Origin of the sequence: Winogradskyella sp. HB-48 (assembly GCF_049942685.1) — a bacterium.
Classification (GTDB): domain Bacteria; phylum Bacteroidota; class Bacteroidia; order Flavobacteriales; family Flavobacteriaceae; genus Winogradskyella.
Window position 1 is genome coordinate 2228190 of the sequence record NZ_CP187934.1, and the last position, 20770, is coordinate 2248959.

19 protein-coding genes are annotated in these 20770 nt (G+C 33.9%); 9 read left to right on the plus strand and 10 right to left on the minus strand.

What is annotated here, in order from left to right:
* Positions 1-89: 89 nt before the first annotated feature.
* Positions 90-2000: an endonuclease gene (locus tag ACPX19_RS10035; protein WP_426429870.1), complete on the minus strand. Its 1911-nt coding sequence runs from the start codon at positions 1998-2000 to the stop codon at positions 90-92.
* Between the two features lie 5 nt (positions 2001-2005).
* Entirely contained in the window at positions 2006-3220 is a 1215-nt protein-coding gene (locus ACPX19_RS10040) for an RsmB/NOP family class I SAM-dependent RNA methyltransferase (RefSeq protein WP_426429871.1), read from the minus strand.
* Between the two features lie 147 nt (positions 3221-3367).
* On the opposite strand from ACPX19_RS10040, the gene ACPX19_RS10045 reads away from it, so the two are divergent.
* From ACPX19_RS10045 to ACPX19_RS10060, 4 genes are all read left to right on the plus strand, one after another.
* Positions 3368-3946 carry an RNA polymerase sigma factor gene (locus ACPX19_RS10045; protein ID WP_426429872.1) on the plus strand — a complete coding sequence of 193 codons (579 nt, stop codon included), beginning with the start codon at positions 3368-3370 and terminating at the stop codon, positions 3944-3946.
* Positions 3947-3989: 43 nt separating this feature from the next.
* Positions 3990-4301 (plus strand): hypothetical protein, encoded by a 312-nt coding sequence (locus ACPX19_RS10050; RefSeq protein WP_426429873.1) that lies wholly within the window; start codon positions 3990-3992, stop codon positions 4299-4301.
* Positions 4302-4308: 7 nt separating this feature from the next.
* Positions 4309-4764, plus strand: a complete 456-nt coding sequence (locus tag ACPX19_RS10055) for a Spy/CpxP family protein refolding chaperone (protein WP_426429874.1) — start codon at positions 4309-4311, stop codon at positions 4762-4764.
* A gap of 124 nt (positions 4765-4888) precedes the next feature.
* Positions 4889-5935: a WD40/YVTN/BNR-like repeat-containing protein gene (locus tag ACPX19_RS10060; protein WP_426429875.1), complete on the plus strand. Its 1047-nt coding sequence runs from the start codon at positions 4889-4891 to the stop codon at positions 5933-5935.
* A gap of 27 nt (positions 5936-5962) precedes the next feature.
* On the opposite strand, the gene ACPX19_RS10065 is transcribed toward ACPX19_RS10060, so the two are convergent.
* The 3 genes from ACPX19_RS10065 to ACPX19_RS10075 are packed head-to-tail and all read right to left on the minus strand — an operon-like array spanning position 5963 to position 7546.
* Positions 5963-6418, minus strand: a complete 456-nt coding sequence (locus tag ACPX19_RS10065) for a sensor of ECF-type sigma factor (RefSeq protein ID WP_426429876.1) — start codon at positions 6416-6418, stop codon at positions 5963-5965.
* 53 nt (positions 6419-6471) lie between these two features.
* Complete coding sequence (locus ACPX19_RS10070; RefSeq protein ID WP_426429877.1) at positions 6472-6972, minus strand: hypothetical protein; 501 nt, start codon at positions 6970-6972, stop codon at positions 6472-6474.
* Between the two features lie 31 nt (positions 6973-7003).
* Complete coding sequence (locus ACPX19_RS10075; protein WP_426429878.1) at positions 7004-7546, minus strand: RNA polymerase sigma factor; 543 nt, start codon at positions 7544-7546, stop codon at positions 7004-7006.
* Between the two features lie 386 nt (positions 7547-7932).
* Between ACPX19_RS10075 and ACPX19_RS10080 the strand changes: the two genes are divergently transcribed.
* On the plus strand, positions 7933-9870 hold the full coding sequence (locus ACPX19_RS10080; protein ID WP_426429879.1) for a hypothetical protein: 1938 nt from the start codon (positions 7933-7935) through the stop codon (positions 9868-9870).
* On the opposite strand, the gene ACPX19_RS10085 is transcribed toward ACPX19_RS10080, so the two are convergent.
* The 4 genes from ACPX19_RS10085 to ACPX19_RS10100 form a co-directional block, all read right to left on the minus strand.
* Positions 9867-11690 carry an ABC transporter ATP-binding protein gene (locus ACPX19_RS10085; protein ID WP_426429880.1) on the minus strand — a complete coding sequence of 608 codons (1824 nt, stop codon included), beginning with the start codon at positions 11688-11690 and terminating at the stop codon, positions 9867-9869. The two genes, ACPX19_RS10080 and ACPX19_RS10085, sit on opposite strands and share 4 nt — an antisense overlap.
* Before the next feature lie 3 nt (positions 11691-11693).
* Positions 11694-13421, minus strand: coding sequence for a phospho-sugar mutase (locus ACPX19_RS10090; protein ID WP_426429881.1), 1728 nt, complete (start codon positions 13419-13421; stop codon positions 11694-11696).
* A 63-nt stretch (positions 13422-13484) separates the two neighbouring features.
* Positions 13485-14447, minus strand: a complete 963-nt coding sequence (locus tag ACPX19_RS10095) for a glycosyltransferase family 2 protein (RefSeq protein WP_426429882.1) — start codon at positions 14445-14447, stop codon at positions 13485-13487.
* Positions 14448-14500: 53 nt separating this feature from the next.
* Positions 14501-15013: a DUF4199 domain-containing protein gene (locus tag ACPX19_RS10100; RefSeq protein ID WP_426429883.1), complete on the minus strand. Its 513-nt coding sequence runs from the start codon at positions 15011-15013 to the stop codon at positions 14501-14503.
* Positions 15014-15174: 161 nt separating this feature from the next.
* Between ACPX19_RS10100 and ACPX19_RS10105 the strand changes: the two genes are divergently transcribed.
* The 3 genes from ACPX19_RS10105 to ACPX19_RS10115 all read left to right on the plus strand — a co-directional run bounded on the left by ACPX19_RS10105 (position 15175) and on the right by ACPX19_RS10115 (position 17602).
* Positions 15175-15426 carry a type B 50S ribosomal protein L31 gene (locus tag ACPX19_RS10105; RefSeq protein WP_243471464.1) on the plus strand — a complete coding sequence of 84 codons (252 nt, stop codon included), beginning with the start codon at positions 15175-15177 and terminating at the stop codon, positions 15424-15426.
* Positions 15427-15504: 78 nt separating this feature from the next.
* Positions 15505-16680: a GlmU family protein gene (locus ACPX19_RS10110; protein WP_426429884.1), complete on the plus strand. Its 1176-nt coding sequence runs from the start codon at positions 15505-15507 to the stop codon at positions 16678-16680.
* Between the two features lie 16 nt (positions 16681-16696).
* Positions 16697-17602: a TolB family protein gene (locus tag ACPX19_RS10115; RefSeq protein WP_426429885.1), complete on the plus strand. Its 906-nt coding sequence runs from the start codon at positions 16697-16699 to the stop codon at positions 17600-17602.
* A gap of 82 nt (positions 17603-17684) precedes the next feature.
* Here the strand turns inward: ACPX19_RS10115 and ACPX19_RS10120 are convergent, their stop codons facing one another.
* Positions 17685-19322, minus strand: a complete 1638-nt coding sequence (locus ACPX19_RS10120) for an ABC transporter substrate-binding protein (RefSeq protein ID WP_426429886.1) — start codon at positions 19320-19322, stop codon at positions 17685-17687.
* Positions 19323-19435: 113 nt separating this feature from the next.
* Between ACPX19_RS10120 and mtaB the strand changes: the two genes are divergently transcribed.
* Positions 19436-20764, plus strand: coding sequence for a tRNA (N(6)-L-threonylcarbamoyladenosine(37)-C(2))-methylthiotransferase MtaB (gene mtaB, locus ACPX19_RS10125; RefSeq protein ID WP_426429887.1), 1329 nt, complete (start codon positions 19436-19438; stop codon positions 20762-20764).
* The last annotated feature ends 6 nt before the right edge of the window (positions 20765-20770 follow it).

The following is a 20770-nucleotide window of genomic DNA, read 5'->3' on the forward strand; positions in this document are numbered from 1 at the left end:
AATGCAACTATAAAAAGAATGTCAATTGATAGAGTTATTCAACAGGTTTTAAACAAAAAAAGCAGTTCGATTTTGAACTGCTTTTTTAATTAAGATTTTATCAGTTTTTTGCTAACCGTTTTGTTGTTTTGAGTGAATTTAATGATATAAATTCCTGTTTTTAAATTTTGAAGGTTGATGCTTCCAGAAGTTGATATAGTCCTTTTGTAAACGCGTTTTCCTAGAACATCAAAAATTTCTATTGTTGTTGGTTGTTGATTCCCTAAATCGATATTCAGATTATATTTTACAGGATTTGGATAAAGTGACACTTTGTTTTCGATATAACTATCAACATTTAAAGTTTGATTGTGAGTGCCTAAATCATCACAATTATTAGATCCAAAACTATCCCATTCATTAATATCAAAAGTTATAGTCGGTCTGTCTACAGTCGGTTTCCTTACTAGTGTTGTATTTTGGGCATAGTTAGCACTACTGCTAAAATCACCAAGAATATCTATAAGTACATCATTTTTAAATAATCCAATAGCATCATTACCATTAAACGATGTTATAGCGTTGTTTAGGTCGTCATATTCCGATGTGCATACGGTAGAGGCACCGTTAGCAATGACAAACACATCTTGGTTGGCAATCGATGTACCAGCAGGAAATGAATATGGTGTTCCCCAAGAGGCATTGCCATTAGCGCTTAGCTTTAATGTGTAGGATGACAAGTTAACACTAGCGCCTGTAAAGTTGGCTATCTCTAAAACCTTATTACTACCAGAACCTTCAATATATTCTGAAAAGAAAATATCGATGTCTCCTCCTGAAGAGCCATTATCTGTTGTTGTTTCACAGTCTTGATTACTAAAACCAGATTCGTTATTAGAAGTGTCCCTAGCTTTTACTGTAAAACAATAGTTTGTGTTAGGAAGTAGACCAGTTGCTGTTGTATTTGTATTGATGTTTCCTGTGTTGTAAGCAAAAATTCCATCAATGTATACATCATAAGAAGCTACAGCAACATTATCTGTTGAAGCTGTCCAGTTTAAATCTATACTATTATCGGTAGGATTACTGGCAATTAAATTTGTTGGCTCAGAAGGAACTTCCGTATCTGGTGTTGCATTCCAAATCTGATTAACAAATTCTGGATGGTCTATAAATGGATTTCTGTTATTTTGATGGTTGTAGAAAATATTATTATTTCTGTCTATTTCTTTTTGAGATACAGGATCATTGTTGTGCCAGGTAAGTAAAATGTTTAAAAATGTATCTGTAAACACTTTATCGTTGCTGCCATCAAACATATCAAATGAACTCCAAGCACTTACCTGATCTTCGTAACGGGTGGCAAAGTAAAAATAGATTCTTGCTACATCGCCTTTAAACTCGTCAATGGGTTCAAAAACGATACCACTGTAACCAGAGGAATAACCGCTATTGAGGTTGTTGCCAACTTTGCATCCATTTTGAGTAGGATTCGAAATACCACTTTGACTCAATAGCTGGCTATCATCTACAACTCCATATGCATAATTGCTTCTAAAACCATTAACTCTCCCGTCTGTAGGTAAGAGTTCATGTGCATCGCTATACATTGGTGTGGCATCGTTGAAAACAGAAGCAGGAATAACATGTTCTTTATTGTAGCAATCACCTTCGCCAGAATAATTACCACATTCGTCAGTTATTGGTGTGTAAGTGTAAGGGTCACTACCACTAGGATTTTCTGAATAAATATCTAAAATAGTGTTGCTGCCCGTTTCATAATAATTATCCAAGTCATAAGTAGCTATAAAGCCATCCATAGCATTGTAGCCTTGATCTTGATGCAGTTGTTCAATAGCATTACTAATCTCAGGATCGTCTATATCATTGATGATTTTTTTTAATTGGGTTTTTAAGGTATAACCTGTACCTGTCGCGTAATCATAATAACCTGAAGGGATTTGGGAAAATACAGACGAGGTTATGAGTAAAGTTATTGTTAATAGGTAAAATTGTTTCATACTTTTTAGTGTTTCTTTTCCAGTAATGCCATGTAAAATCCGTCAAATCCAGATTTGTGGGCTAATATTTTTTTATCCTTTACAAGTTTAAATTCATTTCCGCTTTCTGAAGTTAAGAAATTGTCAATTTGCTTTTCATTTTCAGATGGTAAAATAGAACACGTGGCATAAACCATTTTGCCACCAGATTTTACCATTTTAGAGTATTGTTCTAATACTTCAGCTTGCGTTTTTTTAATATTTTCAATAAACTCAGGCTCAAGTTTCCACTTCGCATCAGGATTTCGTCTTAAGACACCTAAACCAGAACATGGAGCATCAATCAATAATCTATCGGCTTTTCCATGTAATTTTTTAATCGGTTTTGTAGAGTCTATAACTTTCATTTCAATATTATGAACTCCATTTCGTCTTGCTCTAACTTTTAGCTTTTTCAATTTACTTTCATAAATATCCATAGCAATCACTTGACCTTTATTTTCCATAAGCGATGCCAAATGCAAAGTTTTTCCACCAGCACCTGCACAAGCATCAACAACTTTCATACCTGGTTTTACATCCAAGAAATCCGCAACCAGTTGGGATGAAGCATCCTGAACTTCAAACCAACCTTCTTTAAAAGCTTCGGTCATAAAAACATTAGCACGTTCCTTTAGCTTTAATGCCCACGGATAATCTGGTAAAAATTCAGTCTCAATGTTTTCGGACTGTAATTTTAATTGTAAATCCTTTTTGTTCGTTTTTAGAATGTTAACTCTTAAGATAACATCTGCCTGCTCATTTTGCATGGCAATTTCCTCAGACCAGATTTGTTCGCCTAATTCTTTAACACCTAAATCGTCCATCCAATCTGGTATGGACTCGCGATACTTTCTAATTTTAGAAAGTTCATCAAAACGACCTTTGATTTTTCGGGTTGGAGTATCAGCGAAATATTTCCAGTCAGGTAGTTTTATGCCTTTAAGTGTTGCCCACACCGCAAAAACCCTCCAAAGATTATCCCTATCATAAGGTGCTTTTACGTTTGCAATCTCTGAATACAATCGCTTGTATCTTACAATTTCATAAACAGTTTCTGCAACAAAACCTCTGTCGCGACTTCCCCAACGTTTGTCGCGCTTTAGCAATTGTTGTACCACTTTATCTGCATACTCATTTTCATTGAAGATTTTGTGTAAACCATCAATAACCGCAAAACATAAATTTCTGTGTAGTCGCATTAAAAAAAATTAGCATGCAAAGGTAGTATAAAAGTTGAGATGTGCTACTGCATTGATTGTAAAGTCTTTTTTAAAATTAAAAAAAGTGTACAAGTTTTTTATTGTTTAAGCATCTCAACTAAATTGCAGTAATTTCTTAAAGATAATTTGAAAGAAGAGGAAATAATAGAACAATTAAAGGAAAGAAATACAGCTGTATTTTCTCAATTTATAGATGCTTATCAGCAAAAAGTTTTTGGTACTTGCATTTCCTTTGTGCCCAATAAAGAAGATGCTGAGGATTTGGTGCAAGAAGTCTTTTTGGAAGTCTATAATTCAATCTCTACATTCAAAGGAAACTCTAAACTCTCTACATGGATTTACAAAATTACTACTAATAAGTGTTTAGAGTTTATAAGAAAAAAGAATACCAAAAAGCGAACTGGGTTTTTAAAACCTTTATTTGGAGAAGAATTCTCAATAGATAAGACTAATTATTTTACTGAGTTTAACCATCCTGGATTTTTATTGGAAAACAAAGAACTAAACGAAACCTTATTTAAGGCCATTAACGGTTTACCAGAAAGCCAGTCTACTGTTTTTACCTTGCATAAGATTGATGGCAAAAGCTATCAGGAAATTGCAGATATAACAGATAAAAGTGTATCATCTGTTGAATCCCTTATGTTTAGAGCAAAGAAAAACTTACAAGAGGTCTTGTATAACTATTACAAAAATGAAACTTAGCACAAGTTTTTTAAAACTTAAGCATCTAAATAACAAATGATTTATGATGAAAGATTCTGAGATTAATAAAAAAGTAAACGCTACGCTAAATGCCGTAGATGCTATCCAAGAGGTAAAGGTATCTCCTTTTCTAAAGGATAGAATTTTGAACAATGTAACTGCCAAAGTAGAAGAAACTCAGAAGGTTTGGTCATGGTTTACACCAAAGTATCAGATCGCAACACTAATAGTGGTTATTTTACTAAATGTATATGCGTACAAGGTGTTGACTTCAGATGAATACAATACAACAGTTGAAGAATTTGTGGATACATATGATTTTGGGGATGAGACTTATACTTCTATTTTTAATTAATTAAAACATGAAAAAGCAAACTATTTTATATACACTGCTCATTGTTCTTTTTCTGTCTAATGTGTTTTTTATTTTCCATTATGTGGGAAGGTATGGGCACAAAGACCATAAGCCTCGTTTTTCTATGGTTGAAGAATTGAACTTTAACCAAGAGCAACAAGAGGCATATAATGCGATGAAAAGCACGCACTTTGAAAAAATGAAATCGTACTCTATAAGAATTAGTGAACTAAAACAGGAAATGTATTCTAATATCGGTAATCAGGAAATATCAGAGGCTTTTTTAGATTCTGTAGTAGATTTGATTGCACTTGAGGAGAAAAACAAAGATTTAGAGATGTACAAGCATTTTAGAAAGGTTAGAGAAATATGCAACGATAAGCAAAAAGCACAACTTTCTAAAATTATAAATGATGCCATAAAGCGTCGTGATAAAAGGGTAAAATCTAAAAAAAGAGATTGAGTTAGTTCAATAATTTGTCTTTCAGTGGCACATTATAGACGTATTATTTGATTGATTATTGTTAATATGAAAAGCTTTGCGATATTATCGCAAAGCTTTTCTATTTTTAAGGAAAATTGAAAGTATGAGAATTTTACTGTTTTGTTTGTTACTATTTGCCTTTTGTTCTTGTAAATCAGAAGAGCCTTTGAAATCTAGAAATTTTTCAAAAGTTGAAATAGAAACTTTGTTACAAGATTCGCTCTTGAATGTTAGGGCTTTGGAGATTAATGAGGGAAGGGTTGTAGCTGCGACTTCTAACGGTAAAATTTTGAGGAGTATATTATCTTATATATCAGATTTCGAGGAAGGCAATTATTGGTCTTTTACTGAAGACACATTAATTCCTAGTAATTTCAGATCAATAGCTTTTCAAGGGGATTATACTTTTACATTATCAATAGGGAGTCCAGCAAAACTATTTCAAGATGGAAGACTTGTCTATTATGAAAATAATAAAAAAGCCTTCTATGACTCCATGGATTTTTGGAATGACCAAGAAGGTATTGCCATTGGTGACCCAACGGACGATTGCATGAGTATTATTATTACCAGAGATGGTGGTGAGACATGGACAAAACTATCTTGTGATGATTTGCCAAAAGCCAAAGAAGGTGAGGCCGCTTTTGCGGCTAGTGATACTAATATTGCTATTGTAGGAGACCATACTTGGGTAGCAACTGGAGGCAAGGCTAGCAGAATTTTATATTCGCCAGACAAGGGTGAAACCTGGGAAGTTTTTGAGACACCTATTATTCAAGGAAAAGAAACTACAGGTATGTATTCTTTAGACTTTTATGATGAAAATAATGGTTTTGCAATTGGTGGAGATTACACAAAACCTAATGACACTTTAAACAACAAAATAAAAACAACAGATGGTGGCAAAACTTGGCAAGTGGTAGCTAATGGCAAAGGGCCAGGTTATAGAAGTTGTGTACAATACATACCAAACTCTAATGCCAAGGAGTTAGTCGCTATTGGTTTTAAAGGTATTGATTATAGTAACGATTCTGGTTATACATGGACGCATTTGAGTGATGAAGGTTTTTATACGATAAGATTTTTAAACGACTCTACTGCGTATGCAGCTGGAAAAGGTCGTATAAGTAAGTTAACCTTTAGGGAATAAAAAAGAGACACATAGGTCTCTTTTAAATTAGTTTCGTCTGTTTTGTCTGCGTTCTCTAAAGTCTTTTAGTTTGTCTAAAAGTTTTTGGTTAAACTGGTCTTCAGCAACTTGGAGCATTATGATTTTTTTTGCGGGTAAAACTTTTTTTAAATCTACAATAAGTTCTTGTTTGGCATTGTGCATTTCATCTTCAGCTTTGATGAGTTTCTCCAAAATTTCGTTTGCTCGCTTATCGCTAACATTGCCTTGGCGCATTTCTATCTTAAGAGGTCTTAAATCTTCAGATTTAATCTTTTCTACTTTATCTTCAAATTCATTATAAATTGGCCAAAATTGTTGAGCCTCCTCAGAGGTTAGTTCTAGCTTATCTGTAATAAAAGCAATTTTTTGAGCTTTTATTTTTTCTTGAATTTCACCATTTCTCTGTGCAAAGCCTGTAAAGCTTATAAGTAAAAATAGTATTGGTATTAATTGTTTACTCATGTCTTTTAAATTTTACGAAGAATTCGTGAATCTTCGATTTCATTATAATGTTTTTATTGTTGTAAAATGGTTTCAATATCCGTGTTTTCCAAAAGGTATGACTCTAAGTTTTCTTCTTTGTATTCAGTTTCTACTAGAGTAAAATCTTCTTCAAGAATATCTGCATTAACCAATAATTCGGCTAACTCATAACTGTCTAAATCACTGTTTTCAAAGTAAGTTTCAACCATTTCTGCGGATAATTCTTGAGTTTTATCACCATTGTTTATGAAAATTGCAAACAATAATAGAAGAGAAGCTGCAATACCAGCTACATAGTATAATGTTTTTCTTGTATTAAGTCGGACTGCTGGTTTATCCTCTAAATTATTTAAGACTTTTTCATCTATTGTATCAAAATAACCTTCGGGTACCGTAAAACCAGCGTCGTTAATACCATCAATAGCTTTATTATCACTTAGAGCTTCAAAGAATCTGTCTTCAAAAGACTCAAAGTAATTATCCGGTGTTTTAAAACCGTTGGATTTGATATTATGTAATTTGTCTTTTTTCATTTCTACTATGACTTCAAAATAATAAAATGGTTTAATCTGAAGTTAAAAAGCTTTCTATTTTTTTTACGGCTATGTGGTAAGAAGCCTTCAAAGCCCCTTCACTAGTCTCTAATATTTCGGCTATTTCTTTGTATTTCATTTCATCAAAATACTTCATATTGAATACGAGTTGCTGTTTTTGAGGAAGTGTGGCAATAGCCTTTTGTAATTTTAGTTGAATCTCATCTCCTTCAAAATAAACATCTGCTTCCAGATTATTAATTGCTAAGTTTTGATGTTCTTCATTGGTTATCTGCATTCGCTTGGCATTTCTATTAATATGAGTAATAGATTCATTGGTTGCTATACGATATAACCAAGAGTATAGTTTACTGTCTCCTTTGAACTTGTCTATACAACGATATACTTTAACAAATGTGTTTTGCAATACGTCATCAGCATCATCATGAGAGATTACAATCTTACGGATATGCCAATATAAGCGCTCTTTGTAGAGACTGAGCAGTTCTCTAAAAGCGGCTTCTTTAGATTTAGGGTCTTTAAGACGTAGTATGAAATCCGTTTCGTTTATCAAGTAAATTACTTTGGTATTTAGACCTTAAAATTTATTAAAAGTTTAATTGAAAAAAAATATTATTTCAATCTTGATTTATTGTGCTGAAAATCAGATAATTATAATTGTAATTATCGATAAAATGCAAAAAAATACGATAAAAAGCATTTTTTTCTTGTTTAGTAATTTTATTTGTTATATGTTTGACACAGCTTAACCTATTAACTGTTATCAGTTTCCCCAAATCTGGTAACAATAATGAGAAGGATGCATGTAATATGCATCCTTTTTTAATGGTATTAATTCTTCTATTTAGCTGATGTTTTTGTAGTTACCACGATTATATTTTTAGAATGTTGCTGAAAAATTGTACATTGGTTTTGTTCTATTTTTAAGACTAATATGCAATGAAAATCTTTTCCCTACTATTCTCCCTAGTTTTTTCTACCTGTATTTTTGCTCAGGTTGGTGTTGGAACTACCACTCCAGATCCTTCGTCAATTTTAGATATAACCGCTGCGGATAAAGGGGTTTTGGTACCACGAGTCAATTTGATAGATGTTGCGGATACAACGGCACCAATCAATGCTCCAGCCACCGGCTTGTTAATCTGGAATACCAATGCCAGTGTTACTGGAGGAAATGGAGAAGGCTTTTACTTTTTTAATGGCGCACAATGGGTAGCCATACAGCAAGCACAGGTGGACGATGCCGATTTTTATGAAGAAGGGACAACAACGGCACCAAACGATATTACTGATGATATGTACACCCAAGGGAATGTTGGTATTGGACAGGTCACAGCGGATTATAAGTTAGATATCACAGAAGACACTGGACTCAAGGCTGTTGATATAACAGTTACTGGTGATATTGATGGTAATCGCATAGCTATAGATAATAATATTTCAGGAACACAGAACCCAGGAATAGGAAATATTATAAGGGGTCTTAGAAATGAAATAACAGCAGGTGGTGGCTTTGCAATACGTGGTGTTGAAAATAGACTGATTGGCAATAATAGTTCTCAAAAGTATGGAGTTTTAAATACTATATCAGGAGGTGCATCAAATCACTATGGTGTTTCTAATTTTTTAAGTGGTTCGGATGCAACAGGTGGGAATTTACGTTATGGTGTTTACAATGAACTTAATTATAATGATTCAGGTAATGAAAGGGGTGTTTTTAACCTCCTAACAGGAAGCTCAACCGGTTCTAAAACAGCTGTTTTCAATGTTTTGTCATATACATCAAACAGTACGGGTTATGGAATTTATAATAATATAACGGCTTCTGGGAATGGTATTCAATATGGCTTACGTAGTGATTTTGAAGGTATTGGTTCTGGTAATAAGTATGGTATGTATAATTTTATGTCTCATAGCAATCTAGTTAGTGAACTCGTAGGTGTATTCAATGTTATAGGAAGTGATGCAGCGAATACTGAAGCAAGAACAGGTTTTAGAACAAACTTTGAATCTGGTGCATCTTCCTCAGGTCCAGAGTACGGACTTTATAATCTTTTTAACTCAAGCTCTACAGGAACAAAGTACGGAGTCTACAATTTATTTGCTTCTATTCCTACGAGTGGTAATTCAGATGTATACGGCAGCTACAATCTTATAGCAGAAGACGGTGATGGAAACCATTATGGAACTTACAATTTATTAGAAGGAAATGGGACTGGAGCTAAATATGGCTCTTATAATACCATAAGTACTATTGCCGGTGGTACACATTATGGTGTATATTCTAATGTTTTGAAATCAGGGAGTTTTGCCGGATACTTTTTGGGAGATGTCTCCATAGGGACTACAGTAGGGAATTCTTATGTTATGCCAGATTCTGACGGCACAACAGGTCAAATTATGCAAACTGATGGTGCAGGTAATGTCGATTGGGTAGATAAAAATGATAATTCAGCATTATCACTTGTTAGAGTTAATTTATCTGGTACTTATAATCAGTCTGCAACTGGTGCGACTTGGGTTAATATAGATTTTGATAATGAGATTTTTGACACTAATGGTGAGTTTAACACAACAACGAATACATTTACGGCAGCAAGTGCAGGGTATTATAGAGTAAATGCAAGCTATCATACAACTGCTCAATCAAACACAGGTTATTTTGGAATAGCAGTATATGTTAATGGAACACTTTATGCTGAGTCAACTCATAACCACCATAATGTTGGTGATGTTATGCGTCAAGTAAATTGTTTAGTTGCTTTGGCAGTTTCCGATACGGTGGAATTAAGAATAAGAGCAGAAAGTAATGCTGTAGATATAGATGGATTTGGTGGTAAGACCTTTATGGAAATAGAACAGATTAAAAGAAACTAATCAAAACTCTGCATGTCTACCAGCTTTTTATAAGCGCCATTTTTTGCGAGAAGTTCTGAGTGAGTTCCTTGCTCAACAACCTCACCTTTTTGCATAACAACAATGAGATCTGCATTTTGTATCGTAGAGAGTCTATGCGCAATAATAATAGAGGTTCTGTTTTTCATCATATTCTCTAGAGCATCCTGTACTAAACGTTCGCTTTCTGTATCTAGAGCAGAAGTTGCTTCATCGAGAATCATAATAGGTGGATTTTTTAATACAGCACGCGCAATACTTAAACGTTGTTTTTGTCCACCAGATAGTTTGTTTCCAGAATCGCCAATATTAGTGTCAATGCCTTGAGGTAAATCTTTTACAAATTCCCATGCGTTGGCGATTTTTAAGGCGTCAACGATTTCCTCATCTGTAGCATCTTCTTTACCTAATAAAACATTGTTTTTAATAGTGTCATTAAACAATATTGAATCTTGAGTAACTAGACCCATTAAGTTTCTCAATGAATGCTTTGTAAGGCCTTTTATATTTTCGCCATCAATAGAGATAATACCTTCGTTAACATCGTAAAAACGTGTTACCAAATTGGCAATAGTACTTTTTCCACTTCCGGACTGACCAACAAGTGCCACACTTTTTCCTTTAGGAACGCTAAGTGTGAAATTTTTAAGGACTAAATCATCTTCATACTTAAATGAAATATTCTCAAGGTTAATTTGCGATTTAAAATCGGTTTTGGTTTTGGCATTGGGCACATCTGCCAATGGAGATTCTGTGTTTAAAATTTCTAACACACGCTCAGCTGCAGCATTTCCTTTTTTAACACTATAGCTAGCCTTACTTATAGCTTTTGCAGGCGTTAAAATGTTGTATGCCAATCCCATATAAACTATAAAAAGACCTGCTTCAAGATTGCCATCGTTTAAAACCATTCGTCCTCCGTACCATAGTAAAACAGAGATAACTAAAATGCCTAAAAACTCACTTGTTGGCGACGCTAAATTTTGGCGATGGAGTAGATTATTGGAGAACTTATTAAAGCGATTGGTAGAATCCTTAAATTTATACCCAAAGATTTTTTGAGCGTTAAATCCTTTAATCACCTTCAGTCCTCCCAAGGTTTCTTCAATAATGGATAATAACTGACCTTGTTCACTTTGAACTCTATCTGAACGTTTTTTTAAACTTTTGCCAATTCTTGAAATAATGAAGCCAGACACAGGAATAAAAATAAAAACAAACAAAGTGAGCTTTGCGCTGATAAGAAACATGGTAATAATAGTAAAAAGAATCATTAACGGTTCTCTTACAATAAGTTCTAATATAGATAGGAATGACGTTTGAATTTCTTGAACATCTGTTGTAATCCTAGCTATAGTATCCCCTTTACGTTTTTCAGAAAAGTAAGCAATGGGTAAGTCAACGACTTTATCATAAAGCGCATTACGAATATCTTTTAATACACCGTTTCTTAAAAAGGTAATAAAGTACATCGCCAGATAGCTGAACAGATTTTTAAGCAAAAACATGCTGACCACCAGAACTACCATAAAAATAAGAACATCATCGTGCCCTTCATTAGCCTTTTGGGTTACGAAATAGTTTAAATAACTTTCTAGATAATCCTTGATATTAGCTATGCCCTCCCAGGTTGGCTTAGTATTTATCTGCTTGGTTTTATCAAATAAAACGTTAAGCATGGGAAAAAGAGAAACCATGGCAAGCGTACCAAACAAAGCATAAAAGATATTGCTTATAATATTTAGAATAGCATAGCTCTTATAAGGTTTGGCAAAGCCAATGATTTGTTTAAAATAATTCATGCACTATAAATTCATATCCTTGAGGATAGCGTCAATCTTGTCTTCCAATAACTGCTCCGTTGTTGCAAAAGCAGACACATTGTCTAAATCTGTATTGACACTTATATAGAATTTAATCTTAGGCTCTGTACCACTTGGTCGTAATGCTATCTTGCTACCTTCTTCTGTATAGTAGATTAAAACATTAGACTTTGGTACATCTATAGTTGTTTCTTCTAACGTTTGAAGGTTCTTGGCCACAGACGTTTGGTAATCTTCTATAAGAACAACTCTTTCTCCATTAATTTCTTTTAATGGGTTATTTCTGGCATCAACCATCATTTGTTTGATTTCTTGTGCACCTTCAATTCCTTTTTTGGTTAGAGAAATTAAACGCTCTTTAAAGAATCCATGCTCAACATATAAGTCGATTAGTTTTTCATATAATGTTTTTCCTTCAGCTTTAGCTTGTGCTGCAATTTCACAAGCTAAAAGGGTAGAGGTCACAGCATCTTTATCGCGTACAAAATCACCAACCATAAAACCAAAACTTTCTTCACCACCACCTATAAAATCAAGTTCTGGGAAATCTTTAATCATTTTGGCAATCCACTTAAAGCCAGTTAAACCAATTTTGCATTCCACATTAAATGCGTTAGCTAAAACAGACATCATTGGTGTGGATACAATTGTAGAGCCTACAAATTGTTTGCCATTAATTTTACCTTGGTTTTTCCATTGTTTTAAAAGGAAATCTGTCATTAAAATCATGGTTTGGTTACCATTTAGAATTACCAATTCATTTTCTAAATTTCTAACCACAACACCTAATCTGTCACAATCAGGATCTGTGCCTATAACAATATCTCCGTCAACTTTTTCTGCCAACTTCATAGCCATTTTTAAAGCTTCTGGCTCTTCAGGGTTTGGAGAAACCACAGTAGGAAAATCACCATTAGGATCTTTTTGTTCTTCAACAATGCTTACATTGGTGTAACCAGCACGTTTTAAAGTCTCAGGTATTGCCATGATAGATGTTCCATGAAGCGATGTGAAAACGATATTTAAATTTTCTTTGGCCTCGGTTGAAGTATTAAAACTTGCATTTTTAATGGAGGCATCAATAAAAACATCATCAACATCTTTTCCTATATATTGAATTAAATCTGAATTGGCTTCGAACTTAATTTCAGAATAATCAAGTTTGTTTATTTCAGTAACGATTTCGTTATCCTGTGGTGGCACCAATTGACCACCATCTTGCCAATATACTTTATACCCATTATATTCAGGTGGATTGTGAGATGCTGTTAATACAATGCCGCAATGACAATTCAAATGCTTAAGCGCAAAAGATAATTCTGGCGTAGGTCTTAAATCTTCAAACAAATATACTTTTATACCGTTTGCAGAAAACACATCTGCAACTACCTTTCCGAAGGTTTTGCTATTATGTCTACAATCATATGCAATAGCTACTTTTACTTGCTCGCCTGAGAAAACATGGTTTAAATAGTTACTTAGTCCTTGTGTATTTTTACCAAGCGTGTATTTATTGATTCGGTTAGTCCCAAGACCCATTATACCACGCATTCCACCAGTTCCAAATTCTAAATTCTTATAGAAGCTTTCTTCCAATCCCTTTGGGTCAGAGGCAATCATATCTTTAATTTGGTCTTGTGTGTCTTTGTCAAAAGATGGTGTTAGCCATGTGTTTACACGCTCTAGTATTTCTGGTTTAATATAAATCATAGGTAAAAAGTATTATTGCACAAAGGTAAAAAATCTTAAACATGCATTGCTAAATCTAGCCTATTATTGCACGTTGTCTTCAATATTTAATGCTTCCTTAATGTAGTAGCGTTGTTGTTGACGCTTTGTCCTTAAAATTAATTCTCCTAAAAAGCCTGCAATGAATAATTGCGAGCCTATGATCATTGTAGAAAGTGCGATGTAGAATTGAGGCCTTTCAGTTATAAGTCGTCCCGTTGGGTTAAAGAACAATTTATCCAAACCTAGATAAAATGCAAAACCAAAACCAATGATAAACATTACTACACCAAGCGCACCGAAGAGATGCATTGGGCGTTTACCAAAACGAGACACAAACCATATGGTTATAAGATCTAAAAAGCCATTGATAAAACGATTCATTCCAAATTTTGTTTGGCCATATTTTCTAGCTTGATGTTTTACAACTTTTTCGCCAATTTTGGTAAACCCAGAATTTTTTGCCAATACAGGTATGTAACGGTGCATTTCGCCATAGACATCAATATGTTTTACAACGGTATTGCTGTACGCTTTAATTCCGCAATTAAAATCGTGCAGTTTTACACCAGAAGTACATCTAGCTGCCCAATTAAAAAGTTTAGATGGTAGATTTTTGGTAATTACAGAGTCGAAACGTTTCTTTTTCCATCCTGAAACCAAGTCGAAACCATCATCAGTTATCATGTTATACAACTCTGGGATTTCATCAGGATTGTCCTGAAGATCGGCATCCATAGTGATAACAACATCTCCTTTCGCAGCAGCAAAACCAGCATGTAAAGCTTGGGATTTTCCAAAGTTTTTTAAAAACCGAATCCCTTTTACGTTGGGATTTTGGTCAACAAGTTGAGATATAACTTGCCAAGAATTATCAGTACTACCATCATCGATAAATAAAATCTCATAAGAAAACGAATTGGATTGCATCACAGATACAATCCAATCGTGTAATTCTTTTAAAGAGTCGCGTTCGTTGAGTAGTGGTATAACTACTGATATGTTCATATTTTGAAAGGTCTAATTATAGACTTCAAAAATAAGTAAATTATTTAAGGATATTAACGGTCATTTTTCATAATGGCACCTGTAATTAACGAAATTATGAAGCCAAAGAATAGACTGGCTAAAATAAACATAGTGGCCATAAAAAATTTAGAAGTAGTGATATCAATTATTTTCATTCCCATATCTAATTGCTCACCTTCCATGTTTGGATTTTGAGTCATCATTTGCTGTATGGCTTCTTCTTTTTTACCTTCTAGAAATTCGGGTTGAATAAGTCCATAATGTATAACTGCATATATTGCAGCAATAATACCGCTAATTAATGCCATAGCCATACCGACTTTTAGACTTTCTTTTATTGATAATAGGTTGGCGTTTTGTTTTTTGTAAGTAGAAATACCATAATAATATAGCATTATAGTTAATATTATACTTATTGTACTTATAATCCAGTTTTTTTCTTGATTAATTACATAAAGAATAACGATTCCTCCAATACTTAGCAGTGCTAAATATAGGCCGTAAGTATATGCTATAGGCTTAATAGAAGGTTTTTGATTTTCCATAATAAGGTTAATTTTGTTAGTTAATTGACTAGTTAGTACTCAAAGATACTAAATTGTTACACTAAAAAGGTGAAATAAAAAATCTTAAAAAGATTGTAGAATAACAAAATTTACTTAAATTTGCACCTCGAAAAAATCGAAATTATTTAAAGCATTTAGTGATGAAAGCAGGAATACATCCAGAAAATTATAGAGTAGTAGCATTTAAGGACATGTCTAACGATGACGTATTTTTAACTAAGTCTACTGCTGAGACAAATGAAACTATTGAGGTTGATGGTGTTGAATATCCATTAGTGAAATTGGAAATTTCTAGAACTTCTCATCCTTACTACACTGGTAAGTCTAAATTGGTAGATACAGCTGGTCGTATTGATAAATTCAAAAACAAATACGCTAAGTTTAAGAAATAATCTTAGTTATTTAGATATTTCAAAAAGCCTTTCTTTTGTAGAAAGGCTTTTTTTATTTTTACATAAATTCAAACTCAGATGAACTACATACTTTTTGATGGTCCGCACAGAGACAATCTCTTACCTTTTACATATACAAGACCCGTTGCTGATATTAGAGTAGGCATATTAACGATTCGTCAGAAATGGGAATCTTTTTTGGAATATACTACAACGACGGTAACCGAAGACTATTTATCAGATAAATTTCCAATGGTAGAAATGGAAGAAAACATAATGATAAACGCTTCGTTTTTACCAAATACCGAGGTCATAGAGTTTGTTATAAACCTTAACCATAACCAAGCCTTGTTTAAGGGTGAGGATGTTATCGCTTTTTTTGCTAAAGAGGGTGAGGAGGTAAGTGATTTTTCAAATTTTGAGGCTATTGAATTTGAAGGTGACATTATCAAAATTGAAAATACTTGGGATATTTTTTCCAAAAATGGTGAAGCTATTGAGGAGGACTTCAATTTAATTACAAATGGAAGAAAATCTGAGCCTATTCCTGTTACGGTAAAAACGTTGAATCCTGAAAATATTTTTATTGAAAAAGGAGCAAAGCTCAATTTTGTAACACTCAATGCCAGTACAGGACCAATTTATATTGGTAGAGATGCAGAAATCATGGAAGGGACTGTTGTTAGAGGACCTTTAGCGCTGTGCAATGATGCTACCTTAAAATTGGCAACCAAAATATATGGACCAACTACAGTTGGACCACATAGTAAAGTAGGAGGTGAGGTCAATAATTCGGTGATTTTTGGTTATTCAAATAAAGGTCATGATGGATTTTTAGGAAACTCAGTATTGGGAGAATGGTGCAATATAGGAGCAGACTCAAACAACAGCAACCTAAAGAATAATTATGCTGAAGTAAGACTTTGGAACTATAAAACTGGTGGTTTTGCAAAAACAGGTTTGCAATTTTGCGGACTAATGATGGGAGACCATAGCAAATGTGGTATCAATACTATGTTTAATACTGGTACGGTTGTTGGTGTAAGTGCTAATATTTTTGGAAGTGGATTCCCTCGTAATTTTGTACCAAGCTTTTCTTGGGGAGGACATAGCGGTTTTGTAACTTATAAAACTGACAAAGCTTTCGAAGTAGCAGAAGTTGTTATGGCTAGACGAAATGAGGAATTAACAGACATGGATAAAGCTATTTTAGAACATGTTTTTGAAGAAACAAAGCAGTACAGAAGAGAATAACATTAACTATTTACAAATGAAGACCAAATTTACTCTACTAATTGTTTTATTAAGTTTTGCTTTCGGATTTTCACAAAGTGAAGATGTTGAAGTAAAAAAATTGAAAATCAATTCAGAATTAGACCACTTTGCAGCTCGTGTAGTTGGTAATAAAGTATTTTTTAGTCATAACCTTACCACAAAAAGAGGTCGACCTATAAAGGACAAGTATGATGGTTTTATTTACATTATGTACGAAGCGCCATTAAGCGATGATGGTGAAATTAAAGATGAACAACCAATTGTAAAAACAGAATTGGGACGTTTCAATATGTCTTCTGCAACCTTTTCCAAGGATGGAAAATACATGTATTTTACGACCAATCAAATTGATAAAGGTGATAACAAATTAAAAGGCGTTGAAACCTATAATTTACAAATACAACGTGCAGAATATGAAGAAGGTAAAGGTTGGACAAATTTTGAAACCCTTCCATTCTGCGATGTAGATCACAACTATGCCCATCCTGCTTTGAGTCCAGATGGAAATACACTTTATTTTATTGCAGATGTAAAGGGAACTAAAGGAAAATCCGATTTATACAAGGTTTCAGTTTCTAATCACAAAACGTATGGTGAAGTGACAAGTTTGGGCGAAAACATTAACTCGTCACGTACTGAAATATTTCCATTTGTAAGCGCAGATAACAAGTTGTACTTTACATCAGATAGAAGAGGTGGTAAAGGTGGTTTGGATATTTATGTTTACGACCTAGACTCTAATGATGCCCAGCAAGAACCAAAATCTTTAGAAGAGCCTATTAATAGTAGAGGCGATGATTTTTCGTTTTTCTTAAATGACGACTTAACCACTGGTTATATTTCATCACGACGTCTAAAAGGTGAAGGTGGTGATGATTTGTACTATTTTGAGAAATTTTGATCTAACTGTTGAAACGTTTATTCGTTGATACGTGTAACTGTTTATTGATTGGGTTACACATAAGTTCTTTCGATTGTTAGTTTCACAAATTACTTTTCTTTACAGCTTTCAATTCCAATAAATTAGTAGCATTTATCCCTAATCCTTTTACTTCTTTTCTTGTAAAGCGTATCACTTCGTCATAAAACATTGGGACAATAGGTGCTGTGCGCATTACCAAAGAATCCATTTTAGTGTAAAGGTCTGCTCTCATTTCTGGATTGGTTTCTAAATAGGAGGCTTCATACATTTTATCAAATTCAGGACTAGAATAATGTGTATAGTTTGGACCATTAGGTGCAAGGTTTTTGCTGTAATAAAGGGATAAGTAATTTTCGGCATCAGGATAATCTGCAATCCAACTAGCTCTAAAAAAGTCGAGTTGACCGTTAGCTTTAGCATCCTTTAAACTCGAAGCAGGAATCACATCAACATTGACATTGATACCAATTTTCTGTATTTCACGTTGTATGAACTCACAAAAACTTAAATAGTTGCTTGTTGTGGTTAAGGTTACTTCAGGGTTTTGCATACCTGTTTCTGATTTAAACTCTAGGACCAAATGTTTTGCTTTTTCTGGTTGATAGGTAAAACCAATGCTATCATCAAAACCTGGTAATCCTTTTGGGATAAATCCACCAGTTGCAGGTATGCCAATTCCGTTTCGGAGATAAGTAATCATCTTAGTTCTGTCAAAACCAAGATTAATAGCTTGTCTTAGTTTTAAAGCCTGAATTTCTTCAACTTCAGTTTCCATAAAAAATGCCAAATATTCGGTGTTGAGGTATGGTCCTCTAATCATATTGACATCATCAGCATAAAGCTTCTTGATTTTACCTTCAGCAGTTAAAATTTCATCTTTATATGAGGCATCCAACCCTGAAACAAAATCGATATTACCTTGTGCAAATTGTAAAAATTCACTTTGCTTGTCTGGTAAAAAGGTAATGGCAATAGCTTCAAGATAGGGTAGCTGTTTACCGTTTTCATCAGTTTCAAAATAATTGTCATTACGTCTGAAAACGAGTTTAATATTTTCTTCCCAACGTTTAAATTTAAAAGGACCAGTACCAATAGGATTTGATCTAAAATCACTTCCATAATGTTCTACAATTTCTTTGGGAACCACCGAGCAGTATTTCATGGTGAGAAGCCCTAAAAATGCAGGAAACGGTTGGTTTAATTTTATTTGAAAAGTGGAATCATTCAACGCTGAGTAACTCTCAACCTTCTTAAGTACCCAACTTCCAGGTGAGGCTAGTTTTTCGTCTTTAAGTCTGTTGAAACTATATTCAAAATCAGAAGCTTTAACCGTTCTTGTAGAATCTTGATTACTTAGCGAAGTCGAAGTGCCAAACAAATGATGTTTGTGGAAATAAACATCTTTTCTAATGGTAAACGTATAAGTTTTGGCACTATCCGTAATTACCCAACTTTTAGCAATGCAAGGCTTTACGTTGAGTTGGTCATCCATTTGTACCAAGCCGTTAAAAAGTTGGTGTGTTGCCCAAATATCTGCTAAATCTTTAGAAAATGCTGGATCTAGTGAGCCAATATTTTTGTGCTCATTATACCTAAACACTAGATGGTCTTTATTAGTGTTGTTTTTGGATGAACAAGAAAACAAGGCGACACATAAAAATAAGATATTGAATAGTAAGGGTTTATTGAGTTTTTGCATCTAACTATTATGTTGTAAATTTGCGCGCCAAAGCCATATTTAACGCAGTTGAAATATCATCTGTGTAAAAGTAAATTTAAAAAGATCCTGAAACAAGTTCAGGATGACAAAAGATGAAAACAAAAAAAGTCGCATTTTATACTTTAGGTTGTAAGCTTAACTTCTCTGAAACCTCTACAATAGCAAGAAGCTTTAAGGATAAAGGCTTTGATCGTGTGGACTTTAGTGAGAAGGCAGACATTTATGTGATAAATACCTGTTCTGTTACCGAGAATGCAGACAAACGTTTTAAAACTATAGTAAAGCAAGCACAAAAAGTAAATCCAGATGCTTTTGTGGCTGCTATAGGTTGTTACGCTCAGTTAAAGCCAGAGGAGCTTGCAGCTGTTGACGGAGTAGATTTGGTATTGGGTGCTACTGAAAAATTTAAAATCACAGATTATCTAAACGATTTAACCAAAAACGAGTTTGGAGAGGTATATAGCTGTGAGATAGAAGAAGCTGACTTTTATGTTGGTAGTTATTCAATAGGAGATAGAACCAGAGCATTTTTAAAAGTTCAGGATGGTTGTGATTATAAATGCACCTATTGCACTATTCCTTTGGCAAGAGGAATTTCACGAAGCGATACCATGGAAAATGTCCTAAAGAACGCCAGAGAGATTTCTGAACAAGGTATTAAAGAAATCGTTTTAACAGGTGTAAACATTGGTGATTATGGTAAAGGTGAATTTGGAAACAAAAAGCACGAGCACACTTTTTTAGATCTAGTTATGCAATTAGATAAAGTCGAAGGTATTGAGCGTTTACGAATTTCTTCCATCGAACCTAATTTACTAAAAAATGAAACCATAGAATTGGTATCGCGCTCAAGAGCTTTTGTGCCGCATTTTCATGTACCCTTACAAAGCGGAAGTAATGATATTTTAAAAAAGATGAAGCGCCGTTATATGCGAGAGCTATATGTAGATCGTGTTTCAAAAATAAAGGAAGTAATGCCTCACTCATGCATTGGAGTGGATGTTATAGTGGGTTTTCCAGGTGAAACTGATGAACATTTCCTAGAAACGTATAACTTTTTAAATGCGTTAGATATTTCTTATCTGCACGTCTTTACATATTCTGAGCGCGATAATACTAAAGCTGTAAATATGGATGGAGTAGTGCCTAAAAGTGTGAGATCAAAACGTAGTAAAATGCTACGAGGCCTTTCTGCTAAAAAACGAAGAGCCTTTTACGAAAAACAATTAGGAACAAAGAGAACCGTATTGTTTGAAGGTGAAAATAAAGATGGCTATATACACGGGTTTACCGAAAATTATGTAAAAGTCAAAGCGCCTTGGAATCCTGAATTGGTTAACACTTTACATGAGGTTGAATTAACCAAAATCGATGAAGATGGTTTGGTAAGGTTTGATTTTGTAAAAGAGCTAACAGCATAAAAAAAC

Bases quoted from the DNA above. Each gene is read 5' to 3' on its own strand.
- ACPX19_RS10050 (WP_426429873.1), top strand. From the start codon at position 3,990: ATGATGAAAGATTCTGAGATTAATAAAAAAGTAAACGCTACGCTAAAT.
- ACPX19_RS10070 (WP_426429877.1), bottom strand. From the start codon at position 6,972: ATGAAAAAAGACAAATTACATAATATCAAATCCAACGGTTTTAAAACA.
- ACPX19_RS10055 (WP_426429874.1), top strand. From the start codon at position 4,309: ATGAAAAAGCAAACTATTTTATATACACTGCTCATTGTTCTTTTTCTG.
- ACPX19_RS10105 (WP_243471464.1), top strand. From the start codon at position 15,175: ATGAAAGCAGGAATACATCCAGAAAATTATAGAGTAGTAGCATTTAAG.
- ACPX19_RS10065 (WP_426429876.1), bottom strand. From the start codon at position 6,418: ATGAGTAAACAATTAATACCAATACTATTTTTACTTATAAGCTTTACA.
- ACPX19_RS10095 (WP_426429882.1), bottom strand. From the start codon at position 14,447: ATGAACATATCAGTAGTTATACCACTACTCAACGAACGCGACTCTTTA.
- ACPX19_RS10085 (WP_426429880.1), bottom strand. From the start codon at position 11,690: ATGAATTATTTTAAACAAATCATTGGCTTTGCCAAACCTTATAAGAGC.
- ACPX19_RS10080 (WP_426429879.1), top strand. From the start codon at position 7,933: ATGAAAATCTTTTCCCTACTATTCTCCCTAGTTTTTTCTACCTGTATT.
- ACPX19_RS10090 (WP_426429881.1), bottom strand. From the start codon at position 13,421: ATGATTTATATTAAACCAGAAATACTAGAGCGTGTAAACACATGGCTA.
- ACPX19_RS10115 (WP_426429885.1), top strand. From the start codon at position 16,697: ATGAAGACCAAATTTACTCTACTAATTGTTTTATTAAGTTTTGCTTTC.
- ACPX19_RS10040 (WP_426429871.1), bottom strand. From the start codon at position 3,220: ATGCGACTACACAGAAATTTATGTTTTGCGGTTATTGATGGTTTACAC.
- ACPX19_RS10035 (WP_426429870.1), bottom strand. From the start codon at position 2,000: ATGAAACAATTTTACCTATTAACAATAACTTTACTCATAACCTCGTCT.
- ACPX19_RS10100 (WP_426429883.1), bottom strand. From the start codon at position 15,013: ATGGAAAATCAAAAACCTTCTATTAAGCCTATAGCATATACTTACGGC.
- ACPX19_RS10120 (WP_426429886.1), bottom strand. From the start codon at position 19,322: ATGCAAAAACTCAATAAACCCTTACTATTCAATATCTTATTTTTATGT.
- ACPX19_RS10060 (WP_426429875.1), top strand. From the start codon at position 4,889: ATGAGAATTTTACTGTTTTGTTTGTTACTATTTGCCTTTTGTTCTTGT.
- mtaB (WP_426429887.1), top strand. From the start codon at position 19,436: ATGAAAACAAAAAAAGTCGCATTTTATACTTTAGGTTGTAAGCTTAAC.
- ACPX19_RS10110 (WP_426429884.1), top strand. From the start codon at position 15,505: ATGAACTACATACTTTTTGATGGTCCGCACAGAGACAATCTCTTACCT.